Annotated in this window: 14 protein-coding genes; 7 read left to right on the top strand and 7 right to left on the bottom strand. The window is 31.8% G+C overall.

The genetic code is table 11. The features are described 5' to 3' along the window. Window positions 1-59 precede the first annotated feature (59 nt). A complete protein-coding gene (gene fumC / locus JM82_RS06050; protein WP_145001822.1) occupies window positions 60-1,457 on the bottom strand; it encodes a class II fumarate hydratase in 1,398 nt (465 codons plus the stop codon). A 149-nt stretch (window positions 1,458-1,606) separates the two neighbouring features. Then, window positions 1,607-1,912, bottom strand: a complete 306-nt coding sequence (locus JM82_RS06045) for a winged helix-turn-helix transcriptional regulator (RefSeq protein ID WP_145001821.1) — start codon at window positions 1,910-1,912, stop codon at window positions 1,607-1,609. A gap of 131 nt (window positions 1,913-2,043) precedes the next feature. Between JM82_RS06045 and JM82_RS06040 the strand changes: the two genes are divergently transcribed. Together JM82_RS06040 and JM82_RS16345 are read left to right on the top strand one after the other, a co-directional pair. Next, complete coding sequence (locus JM82_RS06040) at window positions 2,044-2,556, top strand: VOC family protein (RefSeq protein ID WP_145001820.1); 513 nt, start codon at window positions 2,044-2,046, stop codon at window positions 2,554-2,556. 139 nt (window positions 2,557-2,695) lie between these two features. Next, on the top strand, window positions 2,696-2,869 hold the full coding sequence (locus JM82_RS16345) for a hypothetical protein (RefSeq protein WP_162874834.1): 174 nt from the start codon (window positions 2,696-2,698) through the stop codon (window positions 2,867-2,869). A 148-nt stretch (window positions 2,870-3,017) separates the two neighbouring features. On the opposite strand, the gene JM82_RS06035 is transcribed toward JM82_RS16345, so the two are convergent. The 4 genes from JM82_RS06035 to prfB all read right to left on the bottom strand — a co-directional run bounded on the left by JM82_RS06035 (window position 3,018) and on the right by prfB (window position 7,397). Then, complete coding sequence (locus JM82_RS06035; RefSeq protein WP_145001819.1) at window positions 3,018-5,438, bottom strand: outer membrane beta-barrel family protein; 2,421 nt, start codon at window positions 5,436-5,438, stop codon at window positions 3,018-3,020. Window positions 5,439-5,524: 86 nt separating this feature from the next. Beyond that, window positions 5,525-5,902, bottom strand: a complete 378-nt coding sequence (locus JM82_RS06030) for an arsenate reductase family protein (protein WP_145001818.1) — start codon at window positions 5,900-5,902, stop codon at window positions 5,525-5,527. Window positions 5,903-5,942: 40 nt separating this feature from the next. Further along, window positions 5,943-6,284: an arsenate reductase (glutaredoxin) gene (gene arsC / locus JM82_RS06025; protein ID WP_145001817.1), complete on the bottom strand. Its 342-nt coding sequence runs from the start codon at window positions 6,282-6,284 to the stop codon at window positions 5,943-5,945. 2 nt (window positions 6,285-6,286) lie between these two features. After that, window positions 6,287-7,397 (bottom strand): peptide chain release factor 2 gene (prfB, locus tag JM82_RS06020; RefSeq protein WP_145001816.1). Its coding sequence is split into 2 segments (ribosomal slippage): window positions 6,287-7,333 and window positions 7,335-7,397, totalling 1,110 coding nucleotides; the frame shifts between segments, so codons are not numbered across the junction. Window positions 7,398-7,497: 100 nt separating this feature from the next. On the opposite strand from prfB, the gene JM82_RS06015 reads away from it, so the two are divergent. Further along, the gene (locus tag JM82_RS06015; RefSeq protein ID WP_145001815.1) at window positions 7,498-8,517 is read left to right on the top strand and encodes a threonine aldolase family protein; all 1,020 of its coding nucleotides are present in this window, start codon (window positions 7,498-7,500) and stop codon (window positions 8,515-8,517) included. A gap of 225 nt (window positions 8,518-8,742) precedes the next feature. Then, a complete protein-coding gene (locus JM82_RS06010) occupies window positions 8,743-10,974 on the top strand; it encodes an OmpA family protein (RefSeq protein ID WP_145001814.1) in 2,232 nt (743 codons plus the stop codon). A 75-nt stretch (window positions 10,975-11,049) separates the two neighbouring features. Here JM82_RS06010 and JM82_RS06005 read toward each other — a convergent pair whose 3' ends face one another. After that, window positions 11,050-11,364, bottom strand: coding sequence for a YbaB/EbfC family nucleoid-associated protein (locus JM82_RS06005; protein WP_145001813.1), 315 nt, complete (start codon window positions 11,362-11,364; stop codon window positions 11,050-11,052). 136 nt (window positions 11,365-11,500) lie between these two features. On the opposite strand from JM82_RS06005, the gene JM82_RS06000 reads away from it, so the two are divergent. The 3 genes from JM82_RS06000 to JM82_RS05990 all read left to right on the top strand — a co-directional run bounded on the left by JM82_RS06000 (window position 11,501) and on the right by JM82_RS05990 (window position 16,127). Next, a complete protein-coding gene (locus JM82_RS06000; RefSeq protein WP_409994621.1) occupies window positions 11,501-13,570 on the top strand; it encodes a S9 family peptidase in 2,070 nt (689 codons plus the stop codon). 72 nt (window positions 13,571-13,642) lie between these two features. Beyond that, entirely contained in the window at window positions 13,643-14,683 is a 1,041-nt protein-coding gene (locus JM82_RS05995) for a PLP-dependent cysteine synthase family protein (RefSeq protein WP_145001812.1), read from the top strand. 184 nt (window positions 14,684-14,867) lie between these two features. Continuing rightward, window positions 14,868-16,127 carry an aminotransferase class I/II-fold pyridoxal phosphate-dependent enzyme gene (locus tag JM82_RS05990; RefSeq protein ID WP_145001811.1) on the top strand — a complete coding sequence of 420 codons (1,260 nt, stop codon included), beginning with the start codon at window positions 14,868-14,870 and terminating at the stop codon, window positions 16,125-16,127. The last annotated feature ends 109 nt before the right edge of the window (window positions 16,128-16,236 follow it).

The following is a 16,236-nucleotide window of genomic DNA, read 5'->3' as shown; positions in this document are numbered from 1 at the left end:
TAACAAAAAACCGATAAGTAAGCTTATCGGTTTTTTAATTTATGATATATTGTAATGTACTATTTTAAAGCACCAACCATGTCTTCTGGTTTAACCCACTCGTCATAATCTTCAGCAGTTACATAGCCTAAGTTAACAGCTTCTACTTTTAAAGTTGTTCCATTTTTATGCGCTGTATTAGCAATTTCAGCAGCTTTATAATATCCAATTTTAGTATTTAAAGCAGTTACTAACATTAATGAGTTGTTTAGTAATTCTTTAATAACTTCATGGTTAGGCTCTATTCCTGCTGCACAGTTTACATCAAAACTAACACAAGCATCACCAATTAATTGCGCAGATTGTAAAATATTTGCAGCCATCATTGGTTTAAATACATTCAATTCGTAATGTCCTTGTGTACCACCAACAGTAATAGCAACATCGTTACCCATTACTTGTGCACAGACCATTGTTAACGCTTCGCATTGTGTTGGATTTACTTTTCCTGGCATGATAGAACTTCCTGGTTCATTTGCTGGAATAATAATTTCGCCAATTCCGGATCTTGGTCCCGAAGCCATCATACGTATATCATTAGCAATTTTGTTTAATGATACAGCTAATTGCTTTAAAGCACCATGACTTTCTACAATTGCATCATGTGCTGCTAATGCTTCAAACTTATTAGGAGCAGTTATAAATGGTTGTCCAGTAAATTCTGCAATATATTCTGCTACACGTTTAGAATACCCTTTAGGTGTATTTAAACCTGTTCCAACAGCAGTACCACCTAAAGCTATTTCGCTTAAATGAGGCAATGTGTTTTCTAAAGCTTTTAATCCATGGTCTAATTGAGAGACATAACCAGAAAATTCTTGACCTAAAGTTAAAGGTGTTGCATCCATTAAATGGGTACGACCTATCTTTACAACGTTTTTAAAAGTTTCTGATTTCTTTTTTAAAGTATCACGCAATTGTTTTACACCTGGAATTGTTGTTTTTACAATCTTAGTATATGCAGCAATATGCATTCCTGTTGGAAACGTATCATTTGACGATTGCGATTTATTTACATCATCATTAGGTTGGATAGTCTTTTCGCCTTCTCCAATAGTTTTTCCTGCAATTTGGTGTGCTCTATTTGCAATCACCTCATTAACATTCATGTTAGATTGCGTTCCAGAACCAGTTTGCCATATTACTAAAGGAAATTGATCATCATGTTGACCATTTAAAATCTCATCACAAACTTTAGCTATAAGATCTCTTTTTTCAATTGGTAAAACGCCAAGTTCGCAGTTGGTATAAGCAGCAGCTTTTTTAAGATACGCAAAACCATATACCACTTCTAAAGGCATAGAGGCTACGTTACCAATTTTAAAATTATTTCTAGAACGTTCTGTTTGTGCACCCCAAAGCTTATCTGCAGGTACTTTAACTTCGCCCATGGTATCTTTTTCTATTCTATATTCCATTATAAAGATTGATTAATTTTAAGATTACGAAATTACGAAAATTGTAGAGTTTAATATCCTCTGTTTATAAAATTTTAATAAAAATAACTTTGGTGAATTATAGTAGAAAAAAGACCAAAATTGCTAGTTTTTTTATTGATTAATTTTAGTTACACGACGTGTTTACAATCTTCTAAACCCCAAGTATCCATACTTTTTAAAATAGACTCTAATGATTGTCCGCGTTTACTAAGTTTATACTCTACTTTAGGAGGAACAACAGGAAAAACGGTACGTATTATTAAGCCATCTTTTTCCAACTCTCTAACCGTTTGAGTAAACATTTTGTTAGAGATGCCTTCAATTTTACGTTGTAACATTCCAGAACGTAAACCACCATCTAATAAGTGAAACAATATTAAGGGTTTCCATTTAGTACCAATCAAACCCATGGTATAATTTAAAGGACATTTCATTATTATAATCTCAATATTAGTTATATGTTTCTAATAATCAATAATTTACTCGTTTGGGTGACTATATTACTTTTAGGTAAGTTATTGCCTACAAGGCAAATATATAGTAATTTTGAGAAAAAATATAAAATATGGAAACAATAAAAATTTATCCAAAATCATTTTCTCATGTAGGCATAACGGTTCCTGATATTAAGGAAGCTGTTAAATTTTATTCTGAAGTTATGGGATGGTATGTAATTATGGAACCGTCTATTGTTAAAAAAGAAAAGGAAACAGCAATAGGGCAGATGTGTATAGATGTTTTTGGAGATGATTGGTCTACTTTTGAAATTGCACATTTAGCTACGTCTGATGGAATAGGAATAGAATTATTTTCTTTTCCAAATGGTGTAAAGGAAGCTACAGAATTTAGTCCTTTTAATACTGGTTTATTTCACTTTTGCGTTCAGGACCCAAATATTGAAGCGCTAGTTGAAAAAATTGTGGCGTATGGAGGAAAACAAAGAATGCCAATTAGAGCCTATTATCCAGAAGACAAACCATTTAAAATGTGCTACGTTGAAGATCCATTTGGTATTGTGTTTGAAGTGTACACACACAGTTACGAATTAACTTACTCATCAGGTGCATACGCTAAGTAAAAATGACTAATATCTGATGTAACAAAGGATAATTTAAAAGGTTATTAACAACTATGTTAATAATTTTTGAATTTGTATTGTATAAAAAACAAGTTTACTTTATCTTTGCACTAATAATAAACTAGAAATTAAACACATTATGTTCGAATTTGACCAATATTTAGGCTTTTTAGCATTTTTAACTATCTTAACCATAGGGTTTTGGTTAATGATATTTTTAATAACTTTTGTAGTTCCTTATTGGATTGGAGGAAGTTTAATAGAGCGTTTAAACGAGATTAAAGAAGAGAAAAAAGCTAAGCGTAACGCTTAATTTTAATCAATTATATAAAAAAAGGGAAATTCTAACGAGTTTCCCTTTTTTGTTTTTACAATCTATTTTAGAGACTAATTACTCAATCAAAAAAAAATGTTGCTAATAATTATTAGCAACATTTTTTTTTCTGTAAAAGTACTATATACTATCCTTCAAAATCATCGTCTCCACCATAGCTTCCACGTTCTACACGTTTTTTCTTCTGGTTAAATCTGTATGTAAAGGCTAAGTTAAAACTACGCTCTCTCCATTGGTACTCGCTGTAAGCATCAAAAGTTGGAGTAGTAGTGTTTTGTTGACGTTTTCTACTATTAAATAAATCATTAACGTTAAAGGCTATTGAAGCACTATCTCCAAATAAATCTTTACTAAAAGCCATAGTTGTTGTAAATATACCTTCAGATTTAGTTTGGGCATCTTCACTTGGACCTCTATAATTTAAATTAGTTTGCCAATCAATTTCTCCTGGTAATGTATATTTATTATTAATACGTGCAAACCAGCTGTTGTTTGTGTTGTCTAAAGATAATCCGTTTGGAGTTGTTCCTTTTGTGTCGTTTTGAAAAAAGTTAAAGTTACCATTAACTCTCCAATTTCTAGATGGGTTGTAAGTTAGTGTAAACTCAAAACCATACCTGTCTTCTGTTGCTAAATTAATAGGTGTACGTTGTATGATTGGTAACGACTCTCCATTTACTATAGCAGTATCTCCTGTATCAAAACTTACAAAATTAAATACATCTGTAGCGTGTGCATAATATAATGACGAGTTAAATGTAAATTTTCCAAAACGTTTTAAGTAACCTAAGTCAAATTGACCAGAGTAACTTGGGTTTAAACTAGGATTACCTTGAAAATAATTAGTTACACTTGATCTAGAAGGAAAAGGATTTAAGAAAAATCCACGAGGACGTCTTAAACGTCTTGCATAACCTAAAGTTAAATTTTCTCTATCACTAAACTCGTAATTAAGATTAACGGTAGGGAATAATCCTGTAAAGTTTCTTTTGTTGTAATCTCCTGTTGTAGGTTGATCAATAGTTAACTGTGTGTTTTCTAAACGAAGACCTAATAAAAATGAAAATTTATTAATTTTTGTACCATATTGCGTGTATACAGCATTAAGATATTCTTTAAAGTTTAAAAGATTAGTAAGATCTGTGCTTAATTCAAATTGATTAGTGTCTGAATCCAATAATTCTACTTGAAAGTCTGTAGATGTGGTGTTAAAATTACCTCTATAACCTGCTTCAAATTGGCTATTTTCACCAATAGGTAAAACGTAATCTGTTTGCAGTAAAATTTGTTGTTGATCTTCTAAAGTTGCAACACGTTCTGATATTACGTTATCTACTTGTACTAATGAGTTTTCGTTTTCTGAGCTATCTTCATATTGAAAATCAAAAGTTAAAACGTGTCCACTATCGCTATAATTTTTTTGAAAATTTAAAGCGTATTGTATTGTTTTGTCTTCTTCAAACTCTGGATCTAATCTAACGGTTGTAGACAGCAAGTTTCGGTTTGTGTCAAATTGTTCTAATAGGTTGGTCGTGCTGTTTTCATCATCACTATCTCTGTACAAAACAGATGTTGTTAATGAAGCAGAATCGTTTACATACCATTCTACACCAAAATTAGTAGTAAGTCCTTTTCTAATACGATCAAAAGTATTTGTTTCGTCTAAAAAATTTCCAGTTGATTTGTATTGTGTTGATGTAAACGAGTTTCCTGGAGCTTCTCTATAGCTGTAACCAGTAGTATTAAAGATATTAATATCTCCAGTTCTGTAATTTATGTTTCCATTAATTCCTGCTGAAGGATTGTAACCAACATTAGTTGTGATGGCACCATTTAATCCTTCTAACTTACTTCTTTTTAATATGATATTAAGTATACCTGCTGTTCCTTCGGATTCATATCTAGCAGAAGGCGAAGTAATAACTTCAACTTTTTCAATAGATTCAGCTGGTAATTGTCTTAATGCATCGGTAGAATTTAATCCAACTAATCCTGATGGCTTACCGTTAATAAGGATACGTACGTTATCATTTCCGCGTAAAGCAACATTACCTTCAACATCAACAGATACTGATGGTACGTTGTCTAAAACATCACTTACAGTTCCACCACGTACAGTTAAATCTTTTCCTACGTTGTATATTTTTTTATCCAGTCTAATTTCAACTGTTGTCTTTTCAGCAATAATTTCAATTTCATCTAAAGCTTCAGCATCAATAGATAAGTATTGCGTTTTAAAGGTTTGATTATCTGTTATGGATTTGTTTGGTAAAACTTCGGTTTTAAAACCAATATACTCAAAACTAACATTGTAGGTTCCTGATTTAATTTCGATTGAATAATTACCAGAAGCATCAGTAATACCTCCAGAAAGATCTGCAGGATTAGTTGTGTTTTTAAATACTACAGTGGCATACTCTAAAGGTGCATTGGTATCTTTTTCAAGTATTTTTCCTTTAATGGTTACCATTTTTTGATCATTATTTTGTGCCAACGCAAGATTCAGGCATAAAATTAATACGCAAAATGAAATAATTTTTTTAGTCATAAGTTTGGTTTTCTTAGTATGACCGCAAAAATACCGATAGGTTTAAGTAGGTTTGGTTAAAGGTTTGTTAAATAAAAAACGAGTAATTATAGCGTTGCTTTTTGCTGCGGAATGATATCAAAAATACGTTTTGCAGGTTTGCCTATTACAGCTTTTTCGCCATTTATGACTATTGGTCTTTCAATAAGGTCTTGATACTCAATCATTATATCTATCAAGCTGTCATCATTAAACAGGTGACCATCATCTTCTAAATGTTTAAAGTTTTCTACCCAAATTTTACTTTCTTTTCTAATAAGCTCTTCAGGTTTAATGTTAAGTATGTTAATTATTTTAACAAGTTTAATTTTATCTAATGGCTTATCTTGATATTTTATGACCTCGTGATCGTGTTTATGTGTTTCAAGTATTTTTAAGCAAGCGTTTGAGTCTGAAGACTCAGGATTGTGATATATTACTATCATTGGTTTAAGGGAAATTTTGGTTGCTATTAATAATTATATACTATAAAATGCTAGAGATTAACTCTGTTGGTCGACCTATAACAGCTTTGTCGTTATTAGTAACGATTGGTCTTTCAATTAATTTAGGGTTATTAATTAAAGCCTCTATTACTTGGGCATCTGTTAAGGTTTTGTTTTTGTAGTTTTCTTTCCAAATAGCTTCGTTTTTTCTCACTAAATCTATTGGTTTTATTTTTAGAAGCGATAAGATTTCCTTTAATTCTTTTTCTGTTAAAGGGGTTTCTAGGTACTTAATAACTTCAAATTTTTTATTAGAATCTTCTAATAATTGTAACCCTTGTCTAGATTTACTACATCTTGGATTATGATAAATTTTAATCATTTTTAAAGGTTTTCGTTATCTACTTCTTGTTGTCCCATCATCATTAAATAGGCTTTTAAAAAGGGCTCGATGTTACCATCTAAAACAGCGTCAACATTACCTGTTTCGTGACCACTTCTAACATCTTTTATTAATTTGTAAGGATGTAACACGTAATTACGGATTTGACTTCCCCATTCAATTTTCATTTTACCAGCTTCAATATCTTCGCGTTGTGCTAATTGTTTTTGTAATTCAATTTCATACAATTGCGATTTTAGCATTTGCATAGCTCTAGACCTATTATCGTGTTGTGATCTAGTCTCTGAGCAAGAAATTTGTATGCCAGAGGGTTTGTGCGTTAATTGTACTTTGGTTTCAACCTTATTAACGTTCTGTCCACCTGCACCACTTGATCTTGCAGTTGTAATTTCTATATCTGCTGGATTTATTTCAATTTCAATAGTATCATCAACTAAAGGATATACATAAACTGAAGCAAAACTAGTATGTCGTTTTGCATTACTATCAAAAGGAGATATGCGCACCAATCTGTGCACTCCATTTTCACCTTTTAACCATCCAAAAGCATGGTCTCCTTCAATCTCAAGGGTAACTGTTTTTATTCCAGCAACATCACCTTCTTGAAAATTTAGTTCTTTTACTTTAAAACCATTTTTTTCGGCATACATTAAATACATACGCATTAACATATTAGCCCAATCGCAACTTTCTGTTCCTCCAGCTCCAGCTGTAATTTGTAATACAGCACTTAGACTGTCACCTTCTTCAGATAACATGTTTCTAAATTCTAAATCTTCAATTAAAGTTAGTGCTTTGGTATATCGATCTTCTACATCTGCCAATGTAGCTTCGTTTTCTTTAAAAAATTCAAAAATAACTTCTAAATCTTCAATTAAAACTTTTGATTGGTTGTAATCATTGATCCACTTTTTCTTTTCTCGGATGGATTTCATTACCAATTCTGCACTTTTAGAATCGTTCCAAAAACTGGGATCAAAAGTTTGCTCTTCTTCATTTTGAAGCGCAATTAGCTTAGCATCAATGTCAAAGATATTGCCTTAACGATGTCAGGCGAGTATTAAGATCTTTTATATTCTCTAAAGTGATCATATATTAATTTTGGTTTACAACAAAAATAGAATTATTACTAACATTTAAAAATATTTGCCAACAATTTTTAATAGTTTTATACTGTAATAATATATTTAATATGACTATAGATTTAAGAAGCGATACAGTAACTAAACCTAGTCCAGAAATGTTGGAAGCAATGTTGTCTGCACAAGTAGGAGATGACGTATATAAGGAAGATGAAACCATAAATGCTCTTGAGCATAAAATTGCTAAGTTATTTGGCAAGTCTCATGCCTTATTTTTTCCTAGTGGTACTATGGCTAATCAAACAGCCATTAAATTACATACTAATCCAGGCGACCAAGTTATTTGCGATAAGTATGCACATATTTATAATTATGAAGGTGGAGGAGCCTCTTTTAATAGTGGTGTATCTTGTAATTTGTTAGATGGTACACAAGGTATGTTTACTGCAAAACAAGTGATTGAAGCCATTAATCCTCCCGATTTTTACCATAGTCCGTTAACAACTTTAGTCGAAATTGAAAACACCACAAATAAAGGAGGAGGAGCCTGTTGGGATTTTAATGAAATATTAAAAATCAAACAAGTCTGTAAGAATCATAATTTAGGTTTTCATCTTGATGGAGCAAGGCTTTGGAATGCCTTAGTTGCTAAAAACGAAACGACTTTACAATATGGAGAAGCATTTGATACTATTTCGATTTGTTTAAGTAAAGGTTTAGGGTGTCCAATAGGATCTGTTTTAGTTGGAGATGAAACTATAATGAGCAATGCAATTAGAATTAGAAAAATTTTAGGTGGTGGAATGAGACAAGGTGGTTTTTTAGCAGCAGCAGGATTATATGCTCTAGAAAATAATATTAATAGATTAGCTGAAGACCATAAAAAAGCAATTGAATTAGAAGTTGCATTAACCAAATCTTCATTTGTTAAAAAGGTAGAACCTGTTGAAACAAACATTGTAATTTTTGAGCTTAATGATAAATATTCAGAAAAAATATTTTTGGAAGCACTTTCTGACAAAAATATTAAGATAATTGGAATGGGAAGCAATAAGTTAAGATTGGTAACGCATTTAAATTATGATGATAATCAGCACGATAGAGTGTTAGAAGTGATAAGTAAATTGTAAAATTTATTTTTTAGTAATTTTTTTTGATTTAATATATGTTAAAAAACAATTGTTGTTTAACGCTTTTATTTACTCTTTGGCGAATTTTAACTAAATATTAAGAATTAAAAGTAATAATAGTTTGATATGTATTTTTTTTGCTTGAAATTAGTGAACAGTCGTTAAGTGAACAGTCGTTATTAGTTCGGCTATATATTTATCAAATAACCATTTAAATTATTAAAAATGAAAAAAGTATTACTAACATTTTTATCTTTTGTAGTCTGCACCATTGCATTCGCACAAGATTTACCAACAAATCCTGAACCAGGAAAATGTTACAAACGTTGTGTGACTCCAGATGTATGGGTTAACCAAGATGTAACAGTGCAAGTTGCTCCTGCGTACAAGAAGCTAAAAGTTGTTCCTGCTCAATACAGAACAGAGAATGAGGAGTTTGTTGTACAGTCTGCAGGACAAGAATTATCTGTAGTACCTGCACAATACGAAACTCAATCTTTTGAAGTAGTGACGCAAGAAGCTTCTCAGAGATTAGAGAAAGTTGCTGGATCTACAGATACTACTACAGAAGAGATGATGACTCAACCAGGTTATCAAGAATTATCAGTAGTACCTGCAAAATATGCTACAGAGAATTTTCAAATCGTATCTAATGATGCTGCACAATCTTTATCAGTTATTCCAGCTAAGCTAGGATCTGAAAGTTTTGAAGTTGTTGTTCAAGAAGCTAGTCAACGTTTAGAAGTTGTACCAGCTCAATATGAAACAAGAACAGAAACTGTAGTTGTACAAGCTGCTTACACTAAGTTAGAAACTGTACCAGCACAATACGAAACAAGAACAGAAACTGTTGTTGTAAATTCTGGAGGTCAACGTTTAGAAGTTGTTCCAGCTAAATGGACAACTGAAAATGTTGAAGTTGTTGTACAACCTGCATCTTCTAGAGTAGAGATAGTTCCTGCTCAATATGGATCTGAAAGTTTTGAAGTTGTAGTACAAAATGCTAGCCAACGTTTAGAAGTTATACCTGCAAAATGGGGAACTGAAACATTATCTTATAAGAAACAACAATTTGGTTCTACTTTAACTGTAGTACCTGCTAAGTTTACTTCTGGTTACCAAACTATCGAAGTTAAGCCTGCAACTGCTAAATGGGGAATGAGTGATACTCCAGCTGTTGATTGTCAATCAAACGATCCTAACGATTGTAGATACTGGTGTTATAAAAACATACCTGCTCAAAACATTACAGTTAACACTACAGAGTTAGCTAATGATGCTCAAGTTATTACTAAGCCAGGATGTGATCAAGGTGAGAACAATGCTGAAGATTGTGGTATGGGTACTTACACTAGACGTGTAGTTCAAACGCCTGCAACAACAAGAGTTATTGATATTCCTGCTGTAACTAAAACAGTTAAAAAGACTGTAATGACAACACCTCCTACAACAAGAGTTATTGATATTCCTGCTATTACTAAAACAATCAAAAAAACAGTTTTAGTATCTCCAGCAACTACAAGAGTTATTGATATTCCTGCTGTAACTAAAGAAGTTAAGAGAACTGTAATGGTAACTCCTCCAACTTCAAAAGTTATTACTATACCTGCTGTAACTAATGAAGTTAAGAGAACAGTAATGGTAACACCTCCAACAACAAGAGTTATTGAAATTCCTGCTGTAACTAAAACAATGAAGCGTACTGTGGTTTTAGAACCAGCTACAACAAGAGTAACAGCTATTCCAGAAGTTACTGCTACTATGAAGCGTACAGTAATGGCTACACCTCCAACAACAAGAGCGACAGATGTACCAGCAAAAATGACTACAATCAGAAAAACTGTTATAACTCCAGAATCTACAAGAGTTGTTGATATTCCTTCAACATCTACTACAATGAAGCGTACAGTAATGGTAACACCTCCAACAACAAGAGTTATTGAAGTGCCTCAAAAAACTGCTACGTACAAGAAAACGGTTTTAGCTAGCGATGCTAGAGTAGAAGAAGTAACTGTTCCTGCGGTTAACAAAACTGTAACTAAAGAAGTACTACAAACTAAAGGTGGATTAACATCTTGGGCAGAAGTAGATTGTAAGTTAGTAGCTTATAATGATCTTAATGTAAACTGGGAATTAGGTTCTGCTACTTTAACAGCAGCTTCAAAAAGAGAAATCGATGCTAAATTATTACCAGTTTTACAAAATGGTGTATCAGTAGAGATTGCTTCTCATACAGATTCAAGAGGTTCGAAAGAGTCTAACAGATCTTTATCAGAAAGAAGAGCTCAAGCTGTAACTAACTACTTAATCTCTAAAGGAATCAATTCTTCAAGAATTGTATCAAATGGATTTGGTGAAACTAGATTAACTAACAGATGTTCTGATGGTGTATCTTGTACAGAAAGAGAGCATTTAGCAAACAGACGTACTCAATTTAGAGTTATCGATGCTGAATAATATTTAGTAAATACTTTTCATAAATAAAAAAAAGGAAGCCAATTTGGCTTCCTTTTTTACTTTGTATAAAATAAATTATTTAAACATATCCATTCCTGGAATGTTAGGCATTCCGTCTTTAGCGACAGCAGCAACTTCAGCTTCATTTACATTAGTAGCTTTAATTATAGCTTTATTAAGTACTAAAATTAAATAATCTTCCAATTGTTCTTTATCTTCTAATAAAGCATCATCAATTGTAATAGATTTAATTTCGCGATTGGCAGTCAATGTTACTTTAAGTAAATCGTCTGTACTTTTTTCGTCAATTAAAACGGTATCCATCCTTTTTTTTGTAGCCTCTACTTTTTCTTGGGTTTCTTTTAATTTACCCATTAAATCTCCAAACATTTTATTTGATTTTAAAGTTAATCCTGCAAATTTATTAATTATAAGTAAATATTAAGTGCAATTAAATATCAATAAAGTATAATTCAAACTAATTTTAAGTTTTACATTTGTGCTCTTCAGAAAAATAAGATTTAAAATGATGAAAGTTAGCACTAACGTTTCTGCACCTATTGCAAAAAAAATAGAAAAAAAGCTTAGTATACATAATGATGTCAGAGTAGATAATTACTTTTGGTTAAACCAAAGAGAGGACCAAGAGGTTTTAGATTATCTAAATGCTGAAAATACTTATACTGAATCTGTTTTAAAACATACAGAAACTTTTCAAAAGTCTTTATTTGAAGAGATGAAGTCAAGAGTTAAGGAAGATGACCAAAGTGTACCTTACAAATTAAATGGGTATTGGTATATAACTAGATACGAAATTGGAAAGGATTACCCAATTTACACTAGAAAAAAAGATAATCTTGACGCTGAAGAAGAAATTCTTTTTGATTGTAATAAAATGGCTAAAGGCTATAGCTATTTTAAATTAGGTGGTATCTCAATTAGTCCAGATAATACATTAGTAAGCTATTCTATTGATACTGTTAGCAGACGACAATACACATTGTTTATTAAAAACTTAGTTACAAATGAAGTTTTTGAGGATAAAATAGAAAATACCACAGGAAGCTCAACTTGGGCTAATGATAACAAAACACTGTTTTATTCTAAAAAAGACGAAGTTACTTTACGATCGGATAAAATATATAAGCATAAACTAGGTCAAAATAGTGTTGATGACACTGTCGTTTTTCATGAAGAGGATGACACCTTTAATACATTTGTGTATAAAACCAAGTCTAAAAAGTATTTAGTAATTGGAAGTTCAAGTACGCAAACAACCGAATATAGATTTTTAGATGCCAATACACCTGATGGTGAATTTAAAATTTTTCAAGAGCGCGAAAGAAACCTTGAATATTCAATAGCTCACTATCAAGATAATTTTTACATCATTACAAATAAGGATGAAGCAACCAATTTTAAACTTCAAAAAGTAGCCGAAACCAATACAGATAAGGCTAATTGGGAGGATGTTATTCCGCATCGTAAAGATGTATTATTAGAAGATATTGAGATTTTTAAAGATTATTTAATTGTAAACGAACGTGAAAATGGTTTAAATCAATTAAGAATTATTAGTTGGGATGGTAAAGAAGACTATTATTTAGATTTTGAAAGTGAAACCTACACAGCAGACATAGGTAATAATCCAGATTTTGATAGCAACTATTTAAGATACTCTTTTAATTCTTTAACAACACCAAGCTCGATAATCGATTATGATTTAAAGACTAAAACAAAAACGGTAAAAAAAGAGCAGCAAGTATTAGATGATTCATTTAATAAAGACAATTATATATCACAAAGGGTTTGGGCAACAGCTAAAGATGGCGTAAAAATACCAATGTCTGTAGTGTATAGAAAAGGAACAAAACTTGACGGAAATAGTCCGTTATTACAATATGCATATGGCTCATATGGAGCAACAATAGACCCTTATTTTTCTTCAATACGACTTAGCTTGTTAGACAGAGGTTTTATCTATGTAATTGCTCATATTAGAGGTAGCGAATATTTAGGTCGTCCTTGGTATGAAGACGGAAAACTAAAATCCAAATTAAATACATTTACAGATTTTATAGATTGTTCTAAATTTTTAATTGAAAACAAATATACCTCTATTCAACACCTTTATGCAATGGGTGGAAGTGCAGGAGGATTATTAATGGGAGCAATAATTAATATGAATCCAGAATTATACAATGGTGTTATTGCTGCAGTACCTTTTGTAGATGTTGTAACGACTATGTTAGATGATAGTATACCACTAACTACAGGAGAATATGACGAATGGGGAAATCCAAATGAAGAAGATTATTACAATTACATGAAGTCATATTCGCCATATGATAATGTAACACCTCAAGCATATCCAAATATGTTAGTCACTACAGGTTTGCACGATTCGCAAGTGCAATATTGGGAACCTGCAAAATGGGTAGCTAAATTAAGAGACTGTAAATTAGATAAAAATATTTTACTACTTAAAACAGACATGGATGCAGGACATGGTGGAGCTTCTGGACGTTTTGAAGCATTAAAGGAAGTCGCTTTAGAATATGTATTTTTATTCGAATTGGAAGGAATCAATAAATAATCAAAAAAAATGCTTATTTTTGCGAGGTTTTGAGTTTCAAAACTCAAAATAAGTAGCTTTTAAATAGCATTTATGGAACAAAATAAACAAGTTTTTGATAGTGTATTAGACCTAATAGGTAATACACCAATGATAAAACTAAAAAAAATTACTTCAGGTTTTAAAGGGAATTATCTAGCAAAGGTTGAAGCCTTTAATCCAGGTCATTCATCAAAAGATAGAATCGCTTTATACATATTAGAGCAAGCAGAAAAGCAAGGTATACTTAAACCAGGAGACACAATAATTGAAACTACATCAGGTAATACAGGATTTAGTATTGCAATGGTTAGTGTAATTAAAGGTTATGATTGTATCTTGGCAGTTAGTTCAAAATCTTCAGCAGATAAGATTGACATGTTAAAAAACATGGGAGCTAAAGTATATGTTTGTCCAGCAAACGTTAGTGCAGATGATCCAAGAAGTTATTATCAAGTAGCAAAACGATTACACGAAGAAATTAAAGGATCTGTTTATATTAATCAATACTTTAATCAACTAAATATTGATGCACATTACAATTCTACTGGACCAGAAATATGGAACCAGACAGAAGGTAAAATAACGCATTTAGTTGCATGTAGTGGTACAGGAGGAACAATTTCTGGAACAGCTAAGTATTTAAAAGAGCAAAATCCAAACATTAAGGTTATTGGTGTTGATGCTTATGGTTCGGTATTAAAAAAATATCACGAAACTAGAGAGTTTGACGATAAAGAAATTTATCCATACAGAATTGAAGGTTTAGGAAAAAATTTAATTCCTACTGCGACAGATTTTGACACAATAGATGAGTTTATTAAGGTCACAGATGAAGAAAGCGCACATACTGCTAGAGAGTTAGCACAAACCGAAGGGTTGTTTGTTGGCTACACATCTGGTGCTGCAATGCAAGCCTTAAAACAACTTAATGAATCTAACACATTTAAGGATACAGATAATGTTGTTGTTATTTTTCCTGACCATGGTTCTAGATACATGAGTAAGATTTACAGTGACAAATGGATGAGTGATCAAGGCTTTTTTGATAGTAAAAATGAAGAGGCTGCGCAAAGCATTCAATATATTAAGTAAATAATTAAATAATAGACAGATTAGTTAATCTTAGTTGTATTAAGATTAACTTTTTTTGTTAATAATACATAGGTTATTTGTTATGCACGTATAATAAAAATGCATAATTTTGTAGCATCTAACTAAATTTTAATAGCTTAAGCTAATATATCTAACAATAGTAGCTTAAAAATCGCGTTTTACAATGAAAGATTTATTTGAAAAAATATACAAAGATAAAGGACCACTAGGTAAATGGGCTGCACAAGCAGAAGGTTACTTTGTGTTTCCTAAATTGGAAGGTGAAATTTCTAATCGTATGAAATTTCAAGGAAAAGATGTAATTACATGGAGTATCAATGACTACTTAGGTCTTGCTAACCATCCTGAAGTCCGTAAGGTTGATGCAGAAGCTGCAGCACAATACGGATCTGCTTATCCAATGGGAGCACGTATGATGTCTGGTCACACAGATTTACACGAGCAACTACAAAACGAGCTTGCTGAGTTTGTACATAAAGAAGCAGCTTACTTATTAAACTTTGGTTACCAAGGTATGGTGTCTACCGTAGATGCCTTAGTTGGTAAAGACGATATTATTGTGTATGATGTGGATGCACATGCTTGTATAATTGATGGTGTAAGATTACACCACGGAAAACGATTTACTTATAAGCATAACGATATTGAAAGTTTAGAGAAAAACTTAGGTCGTGCTACTAAAATGGCAGAACAAACTGGAGGAGGAATCTTAGTGATCTCTGAAGGTGTATTTGGTATGAGAGGTGAGCAAGGACGTTTAAAAGAAATTGTTGCTTTAAAGAAAAAATATAACTTTAGACTGTTTGTAGATGATGCACATGGTTTTGGTACCTTAGGTAAAACTGGTGCTGGAGCAGGAGAAGAGCAAGGTGTACAAGATGATATTGATGTGTATTTTGCAACTTTTGCTAAGTCTTTAGCTAGTACAGGTGCATTTATTGCTGCTGATCAAGAAATTATTGACTATTTAAAATATAATTTACGTTCGCAAATGTTTGCTAAATCATTGCAAATGCAATTGGTTGTAGGTGCATTAAAGCGTTTAGATATGTTGCGCACAATGCCTGAGTTAAAAGAAAACTTATGGAAAATTGTAGATGCGTTACAATCTGGACTTAAAGACAGAGGTTTTGATATTGGTACAACACAAAGTTGTGTAACTCCAGTATATTTAAATGGAAGTATTCCAGAAGCTATGGCTTTAGTTAGAGATTTAAGAGAAAACTATGGTATTTTCTGTTCTATTGTTGTGTATCCAGTAATTCCAAAAGGATTAATACTTTTACGTATGATTCCTACTGCAACGCATACATTACAAGATGTGACTGAAACTTTAGATGCTTTTGATGCTATTAGAGAACGTTTAGAAAACGGTACTTACAAGCGTATGTCTGCTGCTTTAATGAAAGCAATGGGAGAGTAACAAAAATAAAATTTAGTTAAAAATCCGATTCATTTGAATCGGATTTTTTTGTTTTAATAATCAGATGTTTCATTATATAATTCATCTTTGATTAAATATAGTTATTTCT

This window comes from Olleya sp. Hel_I_94, assembly GCF_007827365.1.
Classification (GTDB): domain Bacteria; phylum Bacteroidota; class Bacteroidia; order Flavobacteriales; family Flavobacteriaceae; genus Olleya.
This window is presented reverse-complemented; position numbering and strand designations above follow the sequence as displayed.